Source organism: Microbacterium esteraromaticum, assembly GCF_900163815.1.
In the GTDB taxonomy this organism is placed as follows: Bacteria; Actinomycetota; Actinomycetes; order Actinomycetales; family Microbacteriaceae; genus Microbacterium; species Microbacterium esteraromaticum_B.
The window spans coordinates 195,493-215,780 of the sequence record NZ_FUKO01000012.1; the positions used below are offsets into that span (position 1 = coordinate 195,493).

The window sequence follows — 20,288 nt, forward strand, 5'->3', positions numbered from 1 at the left end:
CCCCTTCACGAAGGACCACCCCTCATGACCAAGCGCATCGTCGTCACCGGCATCGGCGCCACGTCCGCACTCGGCGGCACTGCCCCGGAGAACTGGACGAACCTGCTCGCCGGAATGTCCGGAACGCGGACGCTTCCACACGAGTGGATCGAGAAGTATCAGATCCCCGTGCACTTCGCCGCGGAAGCCACGGTGCGCCCCGAGGAGGTTCTGCCTCGCCACGAGGCGAAACGCCTCGACCCCTCCACACAGTTCGCGCTCATCGCCGCCCGTGAGGCCTGGGAAGACGCCGGTTCCCCCGACGTCGCTCCGGAGCGGCTGGGCATCGACTGGGCCACCGGCATCGGCGGCGTCTGGACGCTGCTCGATGCCTGGGACACTCTGCGTGAGAAGGGCCCTCGTCGGGTCATGCCGCTGACGGTCCCGATGCTCATGCCCAATGCCGGCGCGGGCAACCTCTCACTCCAGTTCAACGCCAAAGCCTTCGCGCGCACGGTCGTCAGCGCCTGCGCGTCGAGCACCGAATCCATCGTGAACGCCTACGAGCATCTGCAGGACGGCCTTGCAGATGTCGTCATCGCCGGTGGCGCTGAGTCTGCGATCCACCCGATCACGATGGCATCCTTCTCGTCTGCGCAGGCACTCTCCCGCCGCAATGACGACCCCGCAACAGCATCTCGCCCCGGTGCGATCGACCGCGACGGCTTCGTCATGGGCGAAGGCGGTGCGGCCCTGGTTCTGGAGACGGAGGAGCACGCGCAGGCCCGAGGCGCCAAGATCTACGCCTACCTGGTGGGTGGCGGTGTCACCGCCGACTCGCATCACATCACCGGCAACGACCCCGAGGGCCTCGGCGCAGCGCGCGCCGTCGAGCAGGCGCTCGCGCAGGCGGGCGCCACGGCAGACGATGTCTCGCACATCAATGCGCACGCCACCTCGACGCCTGTCGGCGACCCGAACGAGTACGTCGCGCTCAAGCGCGTGTTCGGCGACCGCATCGACGCCATCCCGGTGTCAGCGACCAAGGCGTCCACCGGGCATCTTCTCGGTGGCACCGGTGCGCTGGAAGCCGTGTACACGATCCTCGCACTTCGGGACCGGATCGCTCCGCCGACCATCAACATGACCGAACCAGACCCGGCGGTGCCGTTCAAGCTCTCCGGAGATGCTCAGCCGCTCGGCGATGGCGACCTGCTCGCGATCAGCAACTCCTTCGGATTCGGCGGCCATAACGCTGTCGTGGCGTTCCGCAGCGCCTGAGCGCGACTCGCCGGCCACGCGCTGCTCGCGTGCATGACGAAGGCCTCGACTCTGTCACCAGGGCGAGGCCTTCGTCGTTCGGGGTGGGGATTCGTTTTCTCAGCGTCCGGGTCTTCCTCACCGGCTTCCGATACTCGCGCCTCCCGCCACCCCGGGTCTTTTGCGCTGCGAACTGGTCGTCCGGTCAGCCCACCTTGTGCAGCCACACGACGCGGGCGTCATCGCCCGCGTGACGGAATGGCTCGAGTTCTTCATCCCAGGCCGAGCCGAGAGCGACGTCCAACTCGCGCTGCAGCTCCACGGCGCTGCCTGCGGAGATCTCCATCGCATAGCGGATGCGATCCTCGCCGATGACGATGTTGCCAGATACGTCGGTCTGGGCAAAATGGATGCCGAGATCGGGCGTGTGCAGCCAGCGGCCACCGTCGTTGCCGGCGGTGGGATCTTCAGACACTTCGAAACGGAGGTGCTCCCAGCCGCGGATCGCTGTCGCCAACGCCGCTCCGGTGCCGACCGGGCCGTCCCAGTAGAACTCCGCGCGACGCGTGCCCTGCTGCACAGGCTGATCGGACCAGTCGAAGTTGACGGCACGACCGATAGCGCGTCCTACCGCCCATTCGAGGTGCGGGCAGAGCGCGCGTGGTGCGGAGTGGATGAACACCACTCCGCGTGCGTATCCCGTCGCCATGATCTCTCCGTTTCATCAGGTACGTCTTCCCCTACGACCTGATCCGAAGATGCGGCGAACTATGCGGTTATACGGTGATTATCACCCAGATCCGGACGAATCACAAGCGTGTGATTCGTCCGGATCTCGGTCAAGCCCAGAGGGCGGTGCGGGTCAGGCCTCGCTCATGGCGAGCTTCGCCTGCTGTCCCTTGGCCGCGTAGTACGCCGCGCGCGCAGCATCCTTCCGCGCCTGCTCGGCGTAGCCGTGCTCGAGAACGTCCTGTGCGACCTCGAACTGCGTGTGCTGATCGGTGCCGTTGTACTTCTCGATGTAGGCGTCGAGCTCGGGACCCGACGTCCACGAGGTGATGAGGTTGTAGCGCGGCTCGGTGCCGTTGTGCGTGGTGGCGTGCCACAGGCGCTGGGTGTCGATGATCAGCTGCGCGCCGGCCGGAAGAGCGATGCGCACCTCTCCCTGGGGGTCCGTGCGGTTCTCGCGCAGCACGAAGAAACTGTCCTTGTCATCGGTGAGGTTGAAGAACCCGCGCACGACCCAGCCGGTGCCGTCCGGGTTCAGACGGTTGTTGTCGTCCTGGTGGAGGTTGTAGAGGCATTCGCCGTACGGAGTGGGCTGCAGCTCGATCACCCGGCAACGACCGACGTTGGCTCCAGGCTCCTGGGCGCGGCGCGCCAGGTTCGGAGCCTTCGCCACCTGCGAATCGATCCAGACGCCGTCCTTGTCTGTGCGCGGCGGCTTGTGGTTCCAGAAGCCGTTGCACTCGATCTCGCCCTTGGCGCTGGCCAGAGGGGCGAAGCGGGTGTCGCCCGAAGACTTCCAGTCGTTGTACTCGATATCCAGCCACTCCTTGGGGTCGAGCGCCTGGTTGTAGCTGTCGAGAACGACGAAGCCCTTGTCTTCGAGGGCTGCGGACTTGATGTATCCCATGATCTGAGTCATGTCCTTTCGTAATGGGCCAGCACGTTTTAACAGGCCCTACTTAGGCAAGCCTACATCCGCATGCTGGACACTCCCCAGGGCTCGAGCCGGACAAAATACGCCAGCGATAGACTCGATCCGGCGGCACACTTCTTTCCGCCAAACGGAGGAATCACGCAGTCATGGCAACGGCCACAAATGTCGAAGCGACCGCAACCGGAACGATCGATTGGCTCTCGTCCCCGGCGACGAACATCGTCGTTCCCGTCTATCAGCGTCAGTACCGCTGGGACATCGGCGCGTGCGAGAAGCTGCTGTCGGATGTTCGCGCAGTCGCCGCGGAGGACGACGGCCACCGCCACTTCATCGGATCCATCCTGTCTGCGCAGGACAGCCAGGACGGCGACCTGATTCTCATCGACGGTCAGCAGCGTGTGACCACCGTGATGCTGCTGATCGCCGCTCTGCACCATGCCGTCCGCGAGAGCGACCCGGCCATGGCATCCGCTCTTCAGCGCGTGCTGGTGCGGGCGGACGACCCGACGCGCACCAAACTCCGTCCGCATGATGCCTGGGCCGGGCTCTACGAGTCGGTCGTGCTCGATCGCCGGGGCGATGCCGACCGTGAATCGCGCTTCGATGACAACTACGCGTTCTTCCGCAGCCAGGTTCATGCCGACGAGGCGGCCACGATCTGGCGCGGCCTGCAGAAGCTCGAGCATGTGTCGATCACGCTCGGCGCGAATGCAAGTGCTCAGCAGATCTTCGAGAGCCTCAACTCGACCGGTCAGCCGCTGCGTGACCACGAGCTGATCCACAACTACATCCTGATGGGGCTCTCGCACGCCGAGCAGCTGCGCATCGAAGAAGAGTTCTGGCTGCCCATCGAGCAGCACACCGGTGAGACCATCGGCGCCTTCTGGCGGCACTACCTGACGATGAAGACGGGTCGCGAGATCGATGCCTCCGGCGAGCACGGCGTGTACGCGGCGTTTCGCCACTCGTTCCCCCGGATCGATGTGCGCCGCCTGCGCGAGGATGCGGGCGTGTGGCGCGAGTACGCACAGATCTACGGCACCCTGCTCGATCCGCACGGCGAAGAGGACGCCGGCATCCGTCATCAGCTGCAGTTCGTGAGCACCTTCGGCCGGGCGACGTACCCGCTGGTGATGAGCGCCTACGGCGATCACCGTCGCGGCACGATCACCCGCGACGCGCTCATCGAGGTGCTGGAATGCGTGCAGGCGATGTTCCTGCGGCGCGCGGTCGTGGGACTGCCCACCGACAGGCTCATCGCACGCCTGTGCCGCGCCTATCAGAAGGGGCGGGACCCGCTTCTTCGCGCGATCGCGCGCATCACGCCGTCCGACGAGCGGGTGAGTGCCGTGCTGAAGTACGGTGAGCTCCCCCACCCCGCGTACGTGCTCGGGCGCATCGAAGGCGTCGACGACCCCGGCGCCTTCGACATCGAGAGCATCGTGCCGGCTGTCCCCGCCGATAGCTGGTCGGGCGACGGCGCGCGGATGTGGAGCGAGTACAGCGATGACGAGCAGAACAGCCATCGCGCGCTCGCGCCGACGCTCGGCAACCTCACGCTGCTGGAGCAGCCGCTGGCCGAGCGCGTCTTCGGCGCGGCTTTCCCCGTCAAGCGCGATGAGGCGTACGCGCGCAGCGCCGTGGCCGCCACGCGAGAGCTGACGGAATCGCCGGCCTGGGGCACCTCGGCCATCAGTGCGCGAACGGCGCAGCTGAGTCGTGAGTTCGTCCGGATCTGGGCTCGCCCCGCGCTGCCCGAGATCGATGACGACGGCCTCACCCCGATCCTCGACGCGGTGCGTCGCCGCGGCTGGCCGGCGGGCTGGGATCGCGAGTTCGACTACGTCGAGTACCGCGGCGAGCACTGGGAGATCAAGGACGTCAAGGCGCTCTTCAATCGCATCTTCCGCCGAGCGTGGACAGACGATCGCGCCGCGGCGATCGCCTACAGCGCCCGCCGCGGGGGCCCGGTCTACGACGAGATGGCGTGGAACGGGCACTGGGATGCTCTGGATGACGCGAACTTCCTCTACATGGGGTGGGATTCGAACTACATGATGAATGCCCTGCAGGGCGTGCTGGAGGAGTCCGGCATCGCCGCCGAGGTGTTCGTGAAGTACTCCTATATCGGGAACGTGATGTGATGAACGCTGTGCACCGCCGTACTCAAGATCTGTCGATCACCGAGCACCGTCTCACGGTGCCTCTCGTCTGGTCGGATGCCGCCGATCAGCGCACCATCGAGATCTTCGCCTCGATCGTGGCGCGCCCCGGGGGCGAGCATCTGCCCTACCTGGTGTTCCTGCAGGGCGGCCCGGGTTCCGAGGCGCCTCGCGCGTTCCACACTCCGACGTCGCCGTCGTGGCTGGATGCTGCGCTCGAGCACCATCGCGTCGTAATGCTGGATCAGCGCGGCACCGGTCGGTCGACGCCGGTGGGCGATGGCATCCTCTCCCGTGGCGCGGAAGCTGTCGCCGAGCACCTCACTCACCTGCGCGCGGACTCGATCGTGCGTGACGCGGAAGCACTGCGCGCGCACCTCGGCGTCGACCGCTGGAGCCTGCTCGGCCAGTCGTTCGGTGGGTTCACAACCCTCGCCTACCTGTCGACGGATGCGGATTCACTCGAGCAGGTGTTCATCACCGGCGGGCTGAGCACCATCGACCGCCACCCCGACGAGGTGTACCGGCTCTGCTATGACAAGATGCGCGACGCCTCCGAGCGCTACTACTGGCGTTTTCCCGAGCACCGCGACCGGATGCGGCGGCTCACCGACCTGGCAGCCGCCGGTCGCATCGCGCTGCCCAGCGGCGAGGTGCTCTCCGTCTCTCGCCTGCGCTCAGCGGGCTCGATGCTGGGCACGAACGACGGCTGGCAGACCCTGTGGGCGCTGCTCGAGCACGAACCCGAGACGAATGCATTCCGGTACGACCTCCAGGCGGCGATGCCGTTCGGCGGTCGCAACCCGCTCTACTTCGTCTTCCACGAGTCCAGCTATGCCTCGGGTCACGCCACCCGCTGGTCCGCCCAGCGGATGGAGCCGGCGGAGTTCGCCGCCGATCCGACCCTGTTCACCGGCGAGCACATCCGTCGCGAGTGGACCGAGACCGTGCCGGCGTTCCAGCCCTGGCGTGATGTGGCCCTGGCGCTCGCCGAGCACGAGTGGCCGAAGATCTACGACGCGGCCGCGATCGCCGCATCCGGTGCGACGGGCGCAGCTGCCGTCTATCTCAATGATGTGTATGTGCCGTTCGAGTACTCGATGGAGACCGCCCAGCTGCTGCCAGGCGTGCGTACCTGGGTCACCAGCGAGCATGAGCACAACGGCCTGCGCTCTGGCCCTGTGCTGTCGCGGCTGTTCGACCTCGCCGCCGGTCGTGCCGCGCGCTGAGCGTCACAACGAGCTCAGCGACCGGAGCCCCGCAGCTTTCGCGCCCTGTCCTCATCGGTCTTGTCGTTCTCCGCGGTCTTCGCGAGACGCTCGGCGCCGCGCAGCGGAACCTGCAGCTGGCGTTCGGCAGGCTCCCCCGCGCGCAGTTCTCTGACGCGCTCGAGTTCAGCGTCGAACAGCGCGCCGATCAGCAGCGCGTTGTTGCCGATCCACAGCCAGAGCAGGAAGACGATGACGCCGGCGAAAGACCCGTAGAGGCGGTCGTAGTCGGCGAAGTGGCTGACGTAGAACCCGAAGCCCACAGACGCCACCGCAAACACCGCGATGGCGATGGCCGCTCCGACGCTGATGATGCGGAATTTCGGATGCTCGACGTTGGGCGCTAAGTAGTACAGGATCGCCACGACCACGCCGACGACGATCACCACAGCCGGCCAGCGCACGATCCGCCACACCGTCAGCGTGACATCGCTCGCGCCGATCGCATCTCCGAGCGACTGGGCGAGCGGCCAGCTGACCGCCGCCAGCGCTCCCGCAAGCGTGACGAGCACGAATACCGCAAGCGTGACCAAGAGATGTACTGGCTTCACTTTCCAGAACATCCGTCCCTCGGGAACGCCGTAGATGCGATTCATCGCTCGCGACAGCGCCGTCACATAGCGCGCCACCGACCACAGGGCCACCAGGAGCGCGCTCACGAGAACCCAGCCTGTTCCACCGGCCGACCCGAGTTGCTCGAGAGGACCGCGCAAGACTTCCACCACATCCGGGTCGACCACTCCCTTCAGCACGTCGAGAACAGCATTCGCTGCGTCGCTTTTCTTGCCGAAGAGCCCGATCACCGAAAACGCGGCGATCACCGCCGGGAACATCGCCAGGAGCGTGTAAAAGGTCATGCCCGCTGCCGCATCGAGCGCATAGGTGCGGAAGTAGCCCCGCGCGACTCGGCGGATGATCAGTGTCCCCGCCTTGCGCCGCTGTCCGGTGTGAGTCGTCATTAGTCAAGGATGTCGCATCGCCCGGATGATTGGGGCGTCTGGCCACGTCGGGTCAATCGCGCAACCCCTTTGGCCGCTGCCCGCCGAGCGCGCACACTGGCGACATGTCCAGCTCGAACCGTTTTCTGAGCGCACGCCCACTTTCAGCCGGACGCACACCCGTCCGACGGCAGCGCGATCAGTCGCGACACTCGCCACGACGAGCGGTCGTCCCGCGTCCCGCCGCTGAGGCCATCTACGGCATCGACCGTCTGGTTCACAACATCGAACACGGGCGATTCGAACGGATGGTCTCGGCGCTCACAGCAGCGGGTGCTGCGGCATGCAGATCGCCGCTGGCGAATACGGCTACACCCCCGCCGACTTCCATCTTCTGCTCGCGGCCGGGGCCGTCGACACGCTGCAGGCCGACGCAACCCGCTGCGGGGGCGTCACCGGCTTTGTCAATGCCGCTGAGCAGTGCACCGCATGGGGCGTGCCGCTGAGTGCGCACTGCGCGCCCGCGCTGCACGCCACGCTCGCGTCGGCGGTCGAGCCCTCGGTGCACGTGGAGTACTTCCACGATCACGTCTTGATCGAATCGCTGCTCTTCGACGGTGTCCCTGAGCTGGTCGACGGGTGTCTCCTGCCGGATCCGTCGCGCGCAGGGCACGGCTTGAGTCTGAGTGGCCGCGGCAACGAGTACTGCACGCGGTCCACGAGCTGAGATCGGCGCAGCACTCAAGAAGAAGATGGTGGGGCGGGCGGGACTTGAACCCGCGATCGTTGGGTTATGAGCCCACTGCCTTGACCAGCTTGGCCACCGCCCCGTACGAATAGCCTAGCGGTGCATGATCGAGCTACTGCGCGATCGCCGCCGCGTGCGTGCGCGTGTGGGCGAGATAGATCTCGGCGTTCTCGATCAGTCCGGCCCGCTCCTCCTCCGTGAGCGCACGACGCACCTTCGCCGGAACGCCAGCGACCAGCGATCCGTCCGGCACCTCGGTGCCGCCGAGCACCACGGCACCGCCCGCCACGAGGCAACCACGGCCGATGATCGCGCCGCTGAGCACGACCGCGCCCATCCCGATCAGCGAACCGTCGCCGATGGTGCAGCCGTGCACGACGGCGTTGTGGCCGATCGAGACGCTCTCACCGATGATGGCGGGATGGCCGCTGTCGACGTGGACCGACACGTTGTCCTGCACATTGCTGCCGGCGCCCAGCCTGATCGCCGCTGAATCGGCGCGGAGCACCGCGTTGTACCAGACGCTGGAACGCTCCCCCAGAACGACGTCCCCGATGATGCGCGCGCCGTCCGCCACGAAGGCGTCGGCGGGGATGTCGGGGGTTCCGACCGGAAGCGTGATGACGGATGCTGCAGCGGCGATGCTCATATAGGTGAGACTACCCTCAGAACGTTGATTTTCCGCGGCGAAACCGGATGGTAAGCGTTGCCTGTGCTTGCTTGCGGAATGCTTCAGGCTGAGTAGCGTTGAGGTCAGTAAGGCCAGAAGAACTCATCCGGAGGTTAATCATGACCAAGGCACAGACCGTTTCCACCACCGCCATCGATCCCACCGTCGCTGCGGCAGCGGCCCAGTTCCTCTCGCCGATCGTGCACAGCATGCAGGCGCTCGTGGTCAACGGCAAGCAGGCCCATTGGCACGTGCGCGGCGCGAACTTCATCGGGGTGCATGAGTTCCTCGACACGGTGGTTGCTCACGCCCTGGATTACGCCGACACCGCCGCGGAGCGCATCGTCGCCCTTGGCCTTCCGATCGACGCCCGCGTCAGCACTGTCGCCGCCAAGGCCGCCCCTACTCAGGTACCGGCGGGCTTCACCGCCTCCGATGACCTCGTTCGAGCGGTCGTCGCCGATATCGATGCCGCGCTGGTCGACATCAAGGCCGCAGTTGAGGGCCTCGACGAGGTAGACCTGACCAGCCAGGACGTGGTCATCGAGATTCAGCGCGGCCTCGAGAAGGACCGCTGGTTCCTCGTCTCGCACATCGCTGCCTGACCTGCGCTCAGCAACCACGCTTCGACAGGCTCAGGGGCTCCGGCCCCTGAGCCTTCGTCATGCCCGGTACGTGATCCGCCCACCCAGCAGCGTGGCGCCGACCGACATCTGACGCAGCTGCTCAGCGTCAGCGCTGAGCGGATCCGTGCCGCAGAGCACGAGATCGGCGACCCCGCCGATCTCGATTTCGGCGTCACCGTGATGGCTGCTCGCGCGCAGCGCCGTCTCGACCGTCACCCGCTCCTCCGGATGCCATGCCTCGCGCGCGTCCTCCGTGCGGTGCACGGCGGCAGCCACAGTCATCCATGGGTCCAGTGGAGCCACCGGCGCATCGGAGCCGAATCGCACCGGCACACCTGCGGCGAACAGCGATGCGAGCGGATAGCCGATGGCCTGCTGGCCGCGCCACAGGTTGGCCGCCAGGTCGCGATCATCGAGCGCATGCCCCGGCTGCACGCTGGCGATCACGCCGAGATGGGCGAATCGGGCGATGTCGGCATGCCGCACGAGTTGCGCGTGCTCGATCGTGCCGCGCGCCTGGGTGTAGGTGAAGGCGTCGAGAGCGGATGCCACAGCGAGGTCGCCGATCGCGTGCACGGCCACTTCGATGCCAGACCCCGTGGCCACAGTCAGCAGCTCGCGCAGCTCGTCGGGTTGGATGTTCAGCACTCCGACATTCGACGAATCATCGTCGTACGCGTGTGTGCAGGCGGCGGTGCGGGTGCCGAGCGAGCCGTCGGTGATGAGCTTCAGCGGGCCGACATGCGCAAGGCCCCCGGTTCCGGGAAGCTCCTCCCCCGTGCGGAGCCCGGCCTCGATCGCCCGGGCGAAATTCGCCGCGTAGAAAGCGAACTCGACACGGTGCGCGTCGAAGCCGGATGCGACCCGGCGCTGCCAGGCGCTCGCATTCCAGGCCATGTCGAAGTCCACCAGACCGGTGATACCACGGGCGGCAGCGCGCGCCGCAGCCCGGATCACCGCCCTATCCGCAGAAGCATCATCGGAGGTGTTGAGCCGACGGGAGATCTCGAATGCCTCTTCTTCACGCAGCATCCCATCGGCCGTGGGCGCGAAGCCTTCACGACGGAACGCAGCGGAATTCAGCCACACGCTGTGCACGTCGGCGTTGATCAGGTAAGTCGGGCACTCGCCCGTTGCGGCATCCAGCACGCGCAGCGACGGCAGGTCCGGCCAGAACGCATCGCGCATGCCGGCGCCTATGCGGCGACCATCGGCCAGTGGCTCGGCCGCCCCCATGATGCGCGCGGCCTCCGACGCGCTCTCCGCGGCATCCAGCGCCGTCCGCTCGGTGTTCAGCGCCCACTGCACCGTGTGCACGTGGTGATCCCACAGACCGGGCACCACACGGCATCCGTCGCCTTCGAGCACTTGGCCAGCCGGACGCAGCACACCGGTCGGGGCGACGTCGGCGATGCGGCCGTCGGCGACGACCAGGTCGACGGGCTCACCGCCGAATGGCACGCTGATGGCGCCGAGCGGGCGCACCGCCCGGATCAGAGCGATCTGTGCTCCGCGTGACGTCACGGCAGTCGTTCCTTGCGCACTTCGTGCGCCCGGCGCATCTCTGCCGCCAACTCGGCGTTCGCGTACGGACCGGTGCCCTCCAGCTGTTCCAGGATGTTCTCCACCGTCGCTATCGGCTTGTTCTGGCTCAGTTTCCGCTTGGCGACCACCTTCGTCGGCGTCAGGCGGAAGCCTGTCGTACCGGCGGCAAGGCGCCTCACGAACGTCTCGTCGTTGGGCAGCGTCCACATGCCGCGCGGGTTCGGCATCCGTCCTTCGAAGACATCGACCATCCGCTCGAGGACCCGCAGGTTCTCCTCCGCGGACAGGATCTCCGGAACGCCCGAGAGGTGCACGGCCACGTAGTTCCAGGTCGGCACCGCAGCGACGTCGCCGTACCAGCCGGGCGAGATGTATCCGTGCGGTCCCTGCATCACGATCAGCAGCTCACGTTCGCCGAGACCGTGGATGAGGTCATCCGGACGCCCGACGTGTCCGACGACGGTGAGGTCATCGCGCTCCTCATCCAGCAGCACGATGTACTGGGAGGACACGAGTCCGTCTTCAGCATTGCTGACCAGCGTCGCCCACGGATGCTGTTCGATCACCCGCCGCAACTCGGTGAGGTCGGTCATGGCGAAACTGGGGTTCTGGCGCACCCTCTCAGCCTATGACCGACCGGATGCCTCCAGCGCCCCCCTGCCCGCCTGATTCAGCGCTGGCAGGACGGGCACCAGTACAGCTTGCGCGCGCCGATCTCCTCCAGAGCGATCTCGGTGGCGCAGACCCTGCACGGCAGGCCGGCCCGGTGGTAGACCCAGTGCCGGTCATCGCGACTGGCCATGGCCGCGCGGTATTCATCCGCCGAGAGGCCGTCCATCGTCATCATCTGTCCGGTCTCGACGCCGATGGACAGCAGCCGCACCCAATCCCGCCAGAGCTCGCGGATCAGCTCTTCTGGCACATCGCGACCAGGTGTATGCGGTTCCAGGCGCGCACGGAACAGCATCTCGGCACGGTAGACGTTGCCGATGCCGCTGACGACGGCCTGATCCATGAGCAGCAGCGCGATCGGCGTCGGCTTGCGGCTGACGGTGCGCACGAAACGCTCTTCGCCCTCGGCGGGATCGCCCACCAGAGGGTCGGGTCCGAGTCTGGCCGCCGTCGCGAGCATCTCATCCGTCGTCTGCAGCACACAGGCGGTTGGACCGCGCAGGTCCGCGCAGGTCGGGCCCACGCGCCCCGAAGCTCCGACCGACGCGAATGCGGCGGGCGGAGAGGGCGTGGGGTCGGTGAGCAGCCGCAGCCGCACCTGCCCGACAACGGGAGGCGGCCACTCCTCGCCGTCGTCGGCCAGGCCCTTCGTCTGCTCGGACATGCGCACGTGCACCCGCGACGTGCGAGGTGCGCCGATCGACGTCAGCGAGTTCTCGCCCGCGTCGTCGAAGACCACATCGTCTGAGAGCGCGGGGTCCGTGCCGCGTTGATTCGTCTGCCCCATCCGGCCATTCGCCGAGGCGATCGTCGCATCGGCGAAGATCTCACCGGCGAAGTCCCATGCGCCGTAGAGCCCGAGGTGCACACGCAGCCACACTGCGTCCTCGAACTCGACGAACATCTGCTTGCCGATCGCCATCGCCTGCTGCAGCTCTCGCCCGTCGAGCACCGCGGCGCCTTCAGCGAAGCGCCCCTGCGGGCTGCTTGCCTGCACCTGGTGCCCAGCGAAGTTCCTCGTGAACTGGCGCGCAATGCGATGAACGGAATGCCCTTCAGGCATGTCAGGCGCGCGGGTCAGGCAGCAGCGACCCGTCCTTCTCGAACGCGGCGATCTGGCCGATCCGGCGCACGTGGCGCTCTTCGCCGGTGAAGGCGGTGCCGATGAAAGCGTCGATGAAGCTCGTCACTTCTTCGAACGTGTGCTGGCGTGCGCCGATGGAGATCACGTTGGCGTCGTTGTGCTCGCGGGCGAGCTGCGCGGTCGACAGATTCCACACCAGAGCTGCGCGAATGCCCTCGACCTTGTTCGCTGCCATCTGCTCGCCGTTGCCGGAACCGCCGAAGACCACTCCCAGCGCCTCGACGCCGGTGGCCTGGTCTGCGACGACCCCCTGCGCGGCGCGAATGCAGAACGCCGGGTAATCATCGAGCGCGTCGTATTCGATCGGACCGTGGTCGATGACGTCGTGCCCGGCTGACCGCAGATGCTCCTGCAGTCGATTCGAGAAGTCGAGCCCGGCGTGATCGGTGGCGATATGGATGCGCATGACACCCATCCTATTTCGGCGACACGTACCCGGCATCCTGCCAGGTACGACGTATCGCTAGGGTGCGATGCCTGCCGCGGCGGGCTTGAAGCCCGCGCGGATGTTCTCGCAGCATCCGGGACGGCACACGTCGTACCACGGACCCAGGTCGGTCACATGCGCGCGTTCGGATGCCGGTCGGCCCTCCAGCCGCTCCTGGATGAGATCCACGATGCCGGCGACGAACGACGCAGAGACCCCGGGGGTCGGCGTGCGCGTGAAGCGCAGCCCGGCGTCGTCAGCCGCCTCTCTGGCCTCGGTGTCGAGATCCCAGAGCACCTCCATGTGGTCGCTCATGAACCCGACCGGAACGACGACGACCGCCTGCCGTCCGCGCGCGGGCAGTTCGGCGATCACGTCGCAGACGTCGGGCTCGAGCCAGGGCTGCGAAGGCGGCCCGGAGCGGGATTGGTAGACGAGCTCCCAGGCGACGGCGGATGCTGCTGGCAGCAGCTGCGCAACACTGTTCATCACCCAGGCTGCGACCGCTTCGTGCTGTGCGGCGTACGCGCCGCCCACTCCGAGATCGAGGTCGCGGGGCCCGGAGCGCTCGGCGTCGGCCATCGGAATGCTGTGGGTCGAGAACAGCACCTGGATCGCGGCCGGGTCGACGCCGTCCTCGATGAAAGCCTGCACCGCATCCTGGACACCGTCGACGAACGAGTGCACGAAGCCGGGGTGATCGAAGAACGGGCGGATCTTGTCGATCGTGACCACGCCGTCGAACTCGGACCCGTCGAGCACCCGGGCGAAATCCTCGCGATACTGACGACAGCTCGAGAACGAACTGTACGCACTGGTGGAGAACGCCAGCAGAGTGGTGTGGTCGTTTCCTGCGGCCTCGGCGACCGCCTCTTCCAAGTACGGAGCCCAGTTGCGGTTGCCCCAGTACACCGGCAGCTCGATCGACCGCGCGGCCAGCTCGGCTTCCAGCGCTGCCTTCAGTGCGCGATTCTGCGCATTGATCGGACTGATGCCGCCGAAATGCCGGTAGTGGTGTGACACATCTTCGAGTCGCTCATCCGGGATGCCGCGTCCGCGGGTCACGTTGCGCAGGAAGGGGATCACGTCGTCCTGGCCTTCCGGCCCGCCGAATCCGGCCAGCAGCACGCCGTCGTATGCGACGGGCTGTTCGACGTGTCTGGCTCCCCCGGCCGCGGCCGCAGAAGCATGGAGAACGGCATCCGAATCTGAAGTGGTCACGCAGGTCATGATTCCACCGCCGTCTATGAACGAGCGCCGAGAGAGTCCTGGCGTAGGCTGTCAGGGTTGTCGTCGGCGCCAGCAGCGTCGACGCAGGACGACATCCCCTCCACCAATGGGAGTAATCAGCTGTGCCTGGAGAAAACCTCACTCGTATCGAAGCGCAAGAGCGCCGTGCCGTCATCGACACGCAGTCCTACGAGGTCGCACTCGACCTCACCAAGGGTGCGGAGGTGTTCGGCTCAAGAAGCGTCGTGCGCTTCACCGCCACGCCTGGAAGCTTCACGTTCATCGACCTGATCGCACGCGACGTGCGCGAGATCACGCTCAATGGCGAGCAGATCGACCCGCGCGAAGCGTTCGCCGACTCGCGGATCGCCCTCGGCTCCCTGCAGGCCGAGAACGTTCTCATCGTCGACGCCGACTGCCTCTACACGAACACCGGTGAGGGGCTGCACCGCTTCGTCGACCCCGTCGACGGAGAGGTCTACCTGTACTCGCAGTTCGAGGTGCCCGACTCCCGTCGCGTCTTCGCCGTTTTCGAGCAGCCCGATCTGAAGGCCACCTTCCAGTTCACGGTCACCGCGCCCGCTGCCTGGAAGGTCGTCTCCAACTCCCCCACTCCTGAGCCGATCGTGCACGATGCATCGACGGATTCCGGGACGCAGCAGACAGCCACGTGGGGATTCGAACCCACGCCGCGCATGTCGTCGTACATCACGGCGCTCGTCGCGGGACCCTACGAAGAGACTTTCTCCGAGCTCACCAGCTCCTCCGGCCGGGTGATCCCTCTCGGCGTGTACGGACGCAAGAGCCTCTGGCAGCACCTCGACGCGGACTACATCTTCGAGAAGACGCGTGAGGGCTTCGCATATTTCGAGTCGAAGTTCGGCGTGCCGTATCCGTTCGAGAAGTACGACCAGCTTTTCGTTCCGGAGTTCAACGCCGGCGCGATGGAGAACGCGGGCGCCGTCACCTTCACCGAGTCCTATGTGTTCCGCAGCAAGGTCACCGACGCGATGAAGGAGCGCCGCGTCGTGACGATCCTGCACGAGCTGGCGCACATGTGGTTCGGCGACCTCGTCACCATGAAGTGGTGGAACGACCTGTGGCTGAACGAGTCGTTCGCCGAGTGGGCCTCCACGATCGCCACAGCCGAAGCCACCGAGTGGACCGAGGCGTGGACGACGTTCAACGCGATGGAGAAGACCTGGGCGTACCGCCAGGATCAGCTGCCCTCCACCCACCCGATCGTCGCCGAGATCAACGACCTGCAGGATGTGCTCGTCAACTTCGACGGCATCACCTACGCCAAGGGCGGCTCGGTCCTCAAGCAGCTCGCCGCGTGGGTGGGCATCGAGGCGTTCTTCGCTGGCGTATCGCAGTACTTCCAGAAGCACGCCTGGGGCAATACCGAGCTCAGCGACCTGCTGGTCGAGCTGGAGGCCACCAGCGGCCGCGAGCTGACCAGCTGGGCGAAGAAGTGGCTCGAGACAGCCGGCGTGAACACGCTGGCACCGGTCATCGCCGAAGACGCGTCGGGTGCGATCACGCGCTTCGCCGTCACCCAGACCGCACCGGCCGACTACCCGACCATCCGTCCGCACCGCCTCGGCATCGGCTTCTACAACCTCGATGGCGGCGCGCTCGTGCGCACGCACTACGTCGAGGTCGACATCGACGGCGACCGCACGGAGATCCCTGAGCTGCAGGGCCAGCAGCGCCCCGACATGGTGCTGCTGAACGACAACGATCTCGCGTATGCGAAGATCCGCCTGGATGAGCGCTCCCTCGAGACGGCGATCAAACACCTCGCCGACATCAGCGATCCGCTCGCACGCTCACTGGTATGGGGCGCGGCATGGGATCAGACCCGCGACGCGGAGAGCGCCGCGACCGACTACATCGACCTGGTGCTCGGCAACATCGGACGCGAGACCGAGTCGACCACCGTGCGCACCACGCTGGCGCAGCTGCAGCTGGCCGCGAACAGCTATGTCGCACCGGATTCCCGCGCGGCTGCTCGGGAGAAGATCGCCGATGGGCTGTGGGCGCTCGCGCAGCACGCCGCATCCGGCAGTGACAGCCAGCTGCAGCTGGTGACAGCGTTCGCCAACGCGCTGACGACCCCCGAGCACGCCGGCATCATCGGGCGGCTCCGCTCCGGCGAGGAGACCCTGCCGGGTCTGGAGGTCGACACCGACCTCTCGTGGCAGCTTCTGGTCGGCCTGGCAGCGGCAGGTGCCACCGATGCCGGAGCCATTGATCGCGCGCTCGCCGCCGACAACACCGCCAAGGGTGGAGAGTTCGCCGCACAGGCCCGCGCGGCCCTGCCGACAGCGGAGGCGAAGCGCGCTGCGTGGTCGTCGCTGATCGACAATGACGACCTGCCGAACACGATCGTCCGCGCTGCGTCCCTCGGGTTCGTGCACCCTTCGGGCGCAGAGGTGCTGCAGGACTTCATTCCGGCATACTTCGACATGCTCCTGCCGATCTGGGAAGGACGCACCTACCAGATCGCCGACTACCTGATCGTCGGACTGTACCCGCGGTCGCTCGCCAGCATCGAGCTGCGCGATGCGACTCGCGCCTGGCTGTCAGAGCACCAGGATGCGGCTCCCGCGCTGCGTCGCCTCGTGCACGAGAACCTCGCCGACGTCGAGCGCGCGCTCGCCGCGCAATCGCGCGACGCCGAGGACTGAACCCTCGCCACGCCGAGAAGGCCTCAGCGCTTCCAGTCAGCGCTGAGGCCTTCTCGATAGCATCAAGGCGATGAACATCCACTTCTCCGCCGAGACCGCGCCACCCGCGGCGACTGACCTGACCTGGTGGGAGAGAGCGCTTGCCGTTCTCATCCAGGTCGGCTGGAATATCGTCGCCGTCGCGGTGATCGTCGCCAGCTGCGTGCTCATCGCGCTCGTGCTGCGAGTGGTGATCCGCCGAGTCGTCCGGCGCATCGTCGACAGCGCCAAGACCAAGGCGAACGTCGAAGACACTCAGGCGCTGGAGCGCTCGCCTCTGGCAGATATGCGTCTCGTGCAGCGCACGCGCACCCTCGGCACGATCCTGCAGAACATCGTGAACGTGATCCTGGTGGTCGTCGCGATCGTGCTGATCGTGAACCATCTCAACCACGATCTTCTCGGTTCGCTGACGCTGCTCACCGCAGCCATCGGCGCGGGGCTCGGCTTCGGCGCGCAGAACATCGTCAAAGACGTCTTCAACGGGCTCTTCCTCGTCGCCGAGGACCAGATCGGCATCGGAGACGTCGTCGATCTCGGCCTGGCGTCCGGCGTCGTCGAGTACGTCAGCGTCCGGATCACCCAGGTGCGCGATGTGAACGGCACGCTCTGGTACGTGCGCAACGGCGAGGTGACCCGCATCGGAAACATGTCGCAGGGCTGGGCCCGCGCGATCGTCGACCTCGGCGTCGTGCCGGATGCTGATCTCGATCTCGTCGAGTCCACGATGATGGATGTCGCGCAGAACCTTGCCAAGGACTCCAAGTGGCGCACGCGCATCATCGAAAGGCCGGAAGTCTGGGGCCTGGAGTCCATCGATGGCGACGCCCTGGTCGTCCGCGTGGTGATGAAGACCCGTGCGAATGCCAAGGACGACGTCTCGCAGGAGCTTCGCCGTCGACTGCGCACCGCCCTGCTCGAGAAGAATGTTCTCATCCCGCGCATGGCCGCAGTCAACCTCACCGGCATCGAGGGCGCGCGCCGCGTTCGCGGAGCCAACCCGCCGATGACCCGGCCGAACCCGGTGACCGGTGTTTCGCCCGTTGCCGATCGCGGCATCTGGCGGCGAAAGAAGTCCGACGAAGAGGAAGGCGACCAGAAGTGACGTTCTATGACGAGGTCGGCGGATACGACACCTTCGAGCGCATCGTGAAGGTCTTCTACCGCGAGGTGGCGCTTGACCCGGTGCTCAAGCCGATGTATCCGGAAGAGGACCTGGGACCAGCCGCAGACCGGCTGACGTGGTTCCTGGTGCAGTACTGGGGAGGGCCCACCACCTACGGCGAGAAGCGCGGACACCCGCGGCTGCGCATGCGGCATGCGGCATTCCACGTAGATCCCGATGCGCGCGACCGGTGGCTTTCGCACATGCGCACCGCTCTGGACGAGGTGAAATTGTCGCCCCTGCACGAAGCAACGCTGTGGGACTACCTCGAACGCGCAGCATATGCCATGGTGAACACATTCGAGCCTTCCGGCATCGGCCCCGGCGCTGATGGTCGCACAAGGCTTGAGCACACGGCCGCACAGGAGTCGACGGAGACCGCATGATGACCAGAACCAGTTCCCCCGCCACGGACGTGCTCGTGATCGGATGGGGGCTGGCTGGGCTGGTCGCCGCGGCGGAGGCACTGGCCGCTGGCAAGCGCGTCACCATCATCGACCAGGAGTCGCGAACCAACATGGGTGGGCAGGCCTGGTGGTCGTTCGGCGGACTCTTCCTGATCGATTCTCCAGAGCAGCGCAGACTCGGCATCCGCGACTCTGTGGAGCTGGCCACGCAGGATTGGTTCGGAAATGCCGGGTTCGATCGACCGGAAGATGCCTGGCCCAGGCGCTGGGCCGAGGCGTATCTTCAGTTCGCCGCCGGTGAGAAGCGCAGCTGGCTGCGGGAGCGCGGAGTCGGGTTCTTCCCCGTCGTCGGCTGGGCTGAGCGCGGTGGAAGCGGCGCGATAGGACCAGGCAACTCGGTGCCCCGTTTCCACATCACCTGGGGAACCGGCCCCGGCATCGTCGCCCCGTTCATCGCGGCAGTCGAAGCGGGCGAAGCGGATGGACGCGTGACGGTACTCCCCCGGCACCGCGTGTCCGAGCTCATCCTCGAGGCAGGAGCGGTCGTGGGCGCTCGCGGGGATGTGCTCGCCGATACCGATGCTCCGCGGGGTTTTCCGACCACACGTGAGCGGACAGGCGACTTCGAGGTGCGGGCGGGTGCCACGATCGTCGCCTCCGGCGGGATCGGTGGCAATCATGAACTCGTCCGGGCGGCGTGGCCGGAGCGTCTGGGGACACCACCCGCGCACATGCTCACCGGCGTTCCGGCGTATGTCGACGGCTCCATGCACGGTGTCAGCAGCACGGCGGGTGCGGCACTGATCAACGGCGACCGCATGTGGCACTATGTCGAGGGCATCGAGAACTGGGATCCGATCTGGCCGTCGCACGGCATCCGCATCCTCCCCGGGCCGTCATCACTCTGGCTCGACGCGACGGGCACGCGCCTGCCGGTGCCGCTCTATCCCGGTTTCGATACCCTCGGCACGCTCGCGCATCTGCGCTCAACAGGTCATGACCATTCCTGGTTCATCACGTCGCTGAAGATCGTCGAGAAGGAGTTCGCTCTTTCTGGCAGCGAGCAGAACCCCGACCTCACCGGCAAAGACGTCGGCCTGCTGCTGAAATCGCGGCTTGCAAAAGGCCCGACCGGCCGCGTGCAGTCGTTTCTCGATGAGGGTCCGGATTTCATCGTGGAGGATGATCTGGAATCACTGCTCGCGCAGATGCAGCGGATGCCGGGTGGTGAGCTCCTCGATATCGACCATGTGCGTCGGGAAGTGGTGGCACGAGACCGCGAGATCGACAATGACTTCACCAAGGATGCGCAGATCGCGATGCTGCGATCGATGCGCTCGTATCGCGGTGACAAGCTGATCCGCACCGCGCCTCCGCACCGGCTGCAGGACAAATCAGCCGGACCGATGATCGCGGTGAAGCTGCACGTGCTGACCCGCAAGTCGCTGGGCGGCATCCACACCGACCTCGATGGACGCGCCCTGAACGCTGCCGGAGAGCCCATTCCCGGTCTTTTCGCCGCCGGAGAGGCGAGTGGATTCGGTGGTGGCGGCGTGCACGGCTACCGTGCGCTGGAGGGCACCTTCCTCGGGGGATGCCTGTTCTCCGGACGCCAGGCTGGCCGCGCAGCGGCTCGGTGATGCATGCCGCGC

18 protein-coding genes and 1 tRNA gene are annotated in these 20,288 nt (G+C 66.5%); 9 read left to right on the plus strand and 10 right to left on the minus strand.

The genetic code is table 11. The features are described 5' to 3' along the window. Window positions 1-24: 24 nt before the first annotated feature. Complete coding sequence (locus FM104_RS04270; protein ID WP_087130212.1) at window positions 25-1,260, plus strand: beta-ketoacyl-[acyl-carrier-protein] synthase family protein; 1,236 nt, start codon at window positions 25-27, stop codon at window positions 1,258-1,260. Window positions 1,261-1,444: 184 nt separating this feature from the next. Here FM104_RS04270 and FM104_RS04275 read toward each other — a convergent pair whose 3' ends face one another. Continuing rightward, the gene (locus FM104_RS04275) at window positions 1,445-1,948 is read right to left on the minus strand and encodes a DUF3145 domain-containing protein (protein WP_087130213.1); all 504 of its coding nucleotides are present in this window, start codon (window positions 1,946-1,948) and stop codon (window positions 1,445-1,447) included. A gap of 153 nt (window positions 1,949-2,101) precedes the next feature. Beyond that, window positions 2,102-2,875 carry a hypothetical protein gene (locus FM104_RS04280; RefSeq protein WP_087130272.1) on the minus strand — a complete coding sequence of 258 codons (774 nt, stop codon included), beginning with the start codon at window positions 2,873-2,875 and terminating at the stop codon, window positions 2,102-2,104. Between the two features lie 173 nt (window positions 2,876-3,048). On the opposite strand from FM104_RS04280, the gene FM104_RS04285 reads away from it, so the two are divergent. Both FM104_RS04285 and FM104_RS04290 read left to right on the plus strand, forming a co-directional pair. Then, window positions 3,049-5,046 carry a DUF262 domain-containing protein gene (locus FM104_RS04285; protein ID WP_087130214.1) on the plus strand — a complete coding sequence of 666 codons (1,998 nt, stop codon included), beginning with the start codon at window positions 3,049-3,051 and terminating at the stop codon, window positions 5,044-5,046. Further along, window positions 5,046-6,293, plus strand: a complete 1,248-nt coding sequence (locus FM104_RS04290; RefSeq protein ID WP_087130215.1) for an alpha/beta fold hydrolase — start codon at window positions 5,046-5,048, stop codon at window positions 6,291-6,293. The genes FM104_RS04285 and FM104_RS04290 overlap by 1 nt, the downstream gene beginning before the upstream one ends. Window positions 6,294-6,307: 14 nt before the next feature. Here the strand turns inward: FM104_RS04290 and FM104_RS04295 are convergent, their stop codons facing one another. Then, the gene (locus FM104_RS04295) at window positions 6,308-7,291 is read right to left on the minus strand and encodes a YihY/virulence factor BrkB family protein (protein ID WP_087130216.1); all 984 of its coding nucleotides are present in this window, start codon (window positions 7,289-7,291) and stop codon (window positions 6,308-6,310) included. A gap of 322 nt (window positions 7,292-7,613) precedes the next feature. Between FM104_RS04295 and FM104_RS04300 the strand changes: the two genes are divergently transcribed. After that, window positions 7,614-7,997, plus strand: coding sequence for an enolase C-terminal domain-like protein (locus FM104_RS04300; protein WP_087130217.1), 384 nt, complete (start codon window positions 7,614-7,616; stop codon window positions 7,995-7,997). A gap of 26 nt (window positions 7,998-8,023) precedes the next feature. Here the strand turns inward: FM104_RS04300 and FM104_RS04305 are convergent. Beyond that, window positions 8,024-8,100, minus strand: a tRNA-Ile gene (locus FM104_RS04305). A 30-nt stretch (window positions 8,101-8,130) separates the two neighbouring features. After that, window positions 8,131-8,667, minus strand: a complete 537-nt coding sequence (locus FM104_RS04310) for a gamma carbonic anhydrase family protein (RefSeq protein ID WP_087130218.1) — start codon at window positions 8,665-8,667, stop codon at window positions 8,131-8,133. 140 nt (window positions 8,668-8,807) lie between these two features. On the opposite strand from FM104_RS04310, the gene FM104_RS04315 reads away from it, so the two are divergent. Further along, window positions 8,808-9,293, plus strand: a complete 486-nt coding sequence (locus FM104_RS04315; protein ID WP_087130219.1) for a Dps family protein — start codon at window positions 8,808-8,810, stop codon at window positions 9,291-9,293. Window positions 9,294-9,350: 57 nt separating this feature from the next. Here the strand turns inward: FM104_RS04315 and FM104_RS04320 are convergent, their stop codons facing one another. Genes FM104_RS04320 through FM104_RS04340 form a run of 5 tightly spaced genes read right to left on the minus strand, consistent with a single transcriptional unit; the run spans window position 9,351 to window position 14,332 of the window. Then, the gene (locus FM104_RS04320) at window positions 9,351-10,838 is read right to left on the minus strand and encodes an amidohydrolase (RefSeq protein WP_087130220.1); all 1,488 of its coding nucleotides are present in this window, start codon (window positions 10,836-10,838) and stop codon (window positions 9,351-9,353) included. Beyond that, the gene (locus FM104_RS04325; protein WP_179206665.1) at window positions 10,835-11,476 is read right to left on the minus strand and encodes an FMN-binding negative transcriptional regulator; all 642 of its coding nucleotides are present in this window, start codon (window positions 11,474-11,476) and stop codon (window positions 10,835-10,837) included. Before FM104_RS04325 ends, FM104_RS04320 begins: the two co-directional genes overlap by 4 nt. A 53-nt stretch (window positions 11,477-11,529) precedes the next feature. After that, on the minus strand, window positions 11,530-12,594 hold the full coding sequence (locus tag FM104_RS04330; protein WP_087130221.1) for an Fpg/Nei family DNA glycosylase: 1,065 nt from the start codon (window positions 12,592-12,594) through the stop codon (window positions 11,530-11,532). 1 nt (window position 12,595) lies between these two features. Then, window positions 12,596-13,081: a ribose-5-phosphate isomerase gene (locus FM104_RS04335; RefSeq protein ID WP_087130274.1), complete on the minus strand. Its 486-nt coding sequence runs from the start codon at window positions 13,079-13,081 to the stop codon at window positions 12,596-12,598. 57 nt (window positions 13,082-13,138) lie between these two features. Continuing rightward, entirely contained in the window at window positions 13,139-14,332 is a 1,194-nt protein-coding gene (locus FM104_RS04340; RefSeq protein ID WP_087130222.1) for a ferrochelatase, read from the minus strand. Between the two features lie 122 nt (window positions 14,333-14,454). Between FM104_RS04340 and pepN the strand changes: the two genes are divergently transcribed. The 4 genes from pepN to FM104_RS04360 all read left to right on the plus strand — a co-directional run bounded on the left by pepN (window position 14,455) and on the right by FM104_RS04360 (window position 20,276). Further along, window positions 14,455-17,025, plus strand: coding sequence for an aminopeptidase N (gene pepN / locus FM104_RS04345; protein WP_087130223.1), 2,571 nt, complete (start codon window positions 14,455-14,457; stop codon window positions 17,023-17,025). Between the two features lie 70 nt (window positions 17,026-17,095). Then, window positions 17,096-18,169, plus strand: a complete 1,074-nt coding sequence (locus FM104_RS04350; protein ID WP_087130224.1) for a mechanosensitive ion channel family protein — start codon at window positions 17,096-17,098, stop codon at window positions 18,167-18,169. Further along, on the plus strand, window positions 18,166-18,615 hold the full coding sequence (locus FM104_RS04355) for a globin (RefSeq protein WP_087130225.1): 450 nt from the start codon (window positions 18,166-18,168) through the stop codon (window positions 18,613-18,615). Before FM104_RS04350 ends, FM104_RS04355 begins: the two co-directional genes overlap by 4 nt. Continuing rightward, on the plus strand, window positions 18,615-20,276 hold the full coding sequence (locus FM104_RS04360) for an FAD-binding dehydrogenase (protein ID WP_087130275.1): 1,662 nt from the start codon (window positions 18,615-18,617) through the stop codon (window positions 20,274-20,276). The genes FM104_RS04355 and FM104_RS04360 overlap by 1 nt, the downstream gene beginning before the upstream one ends. The last annotated feature ends 12 nt before the right edge of the window (window positions 20,277-20,288 follow it).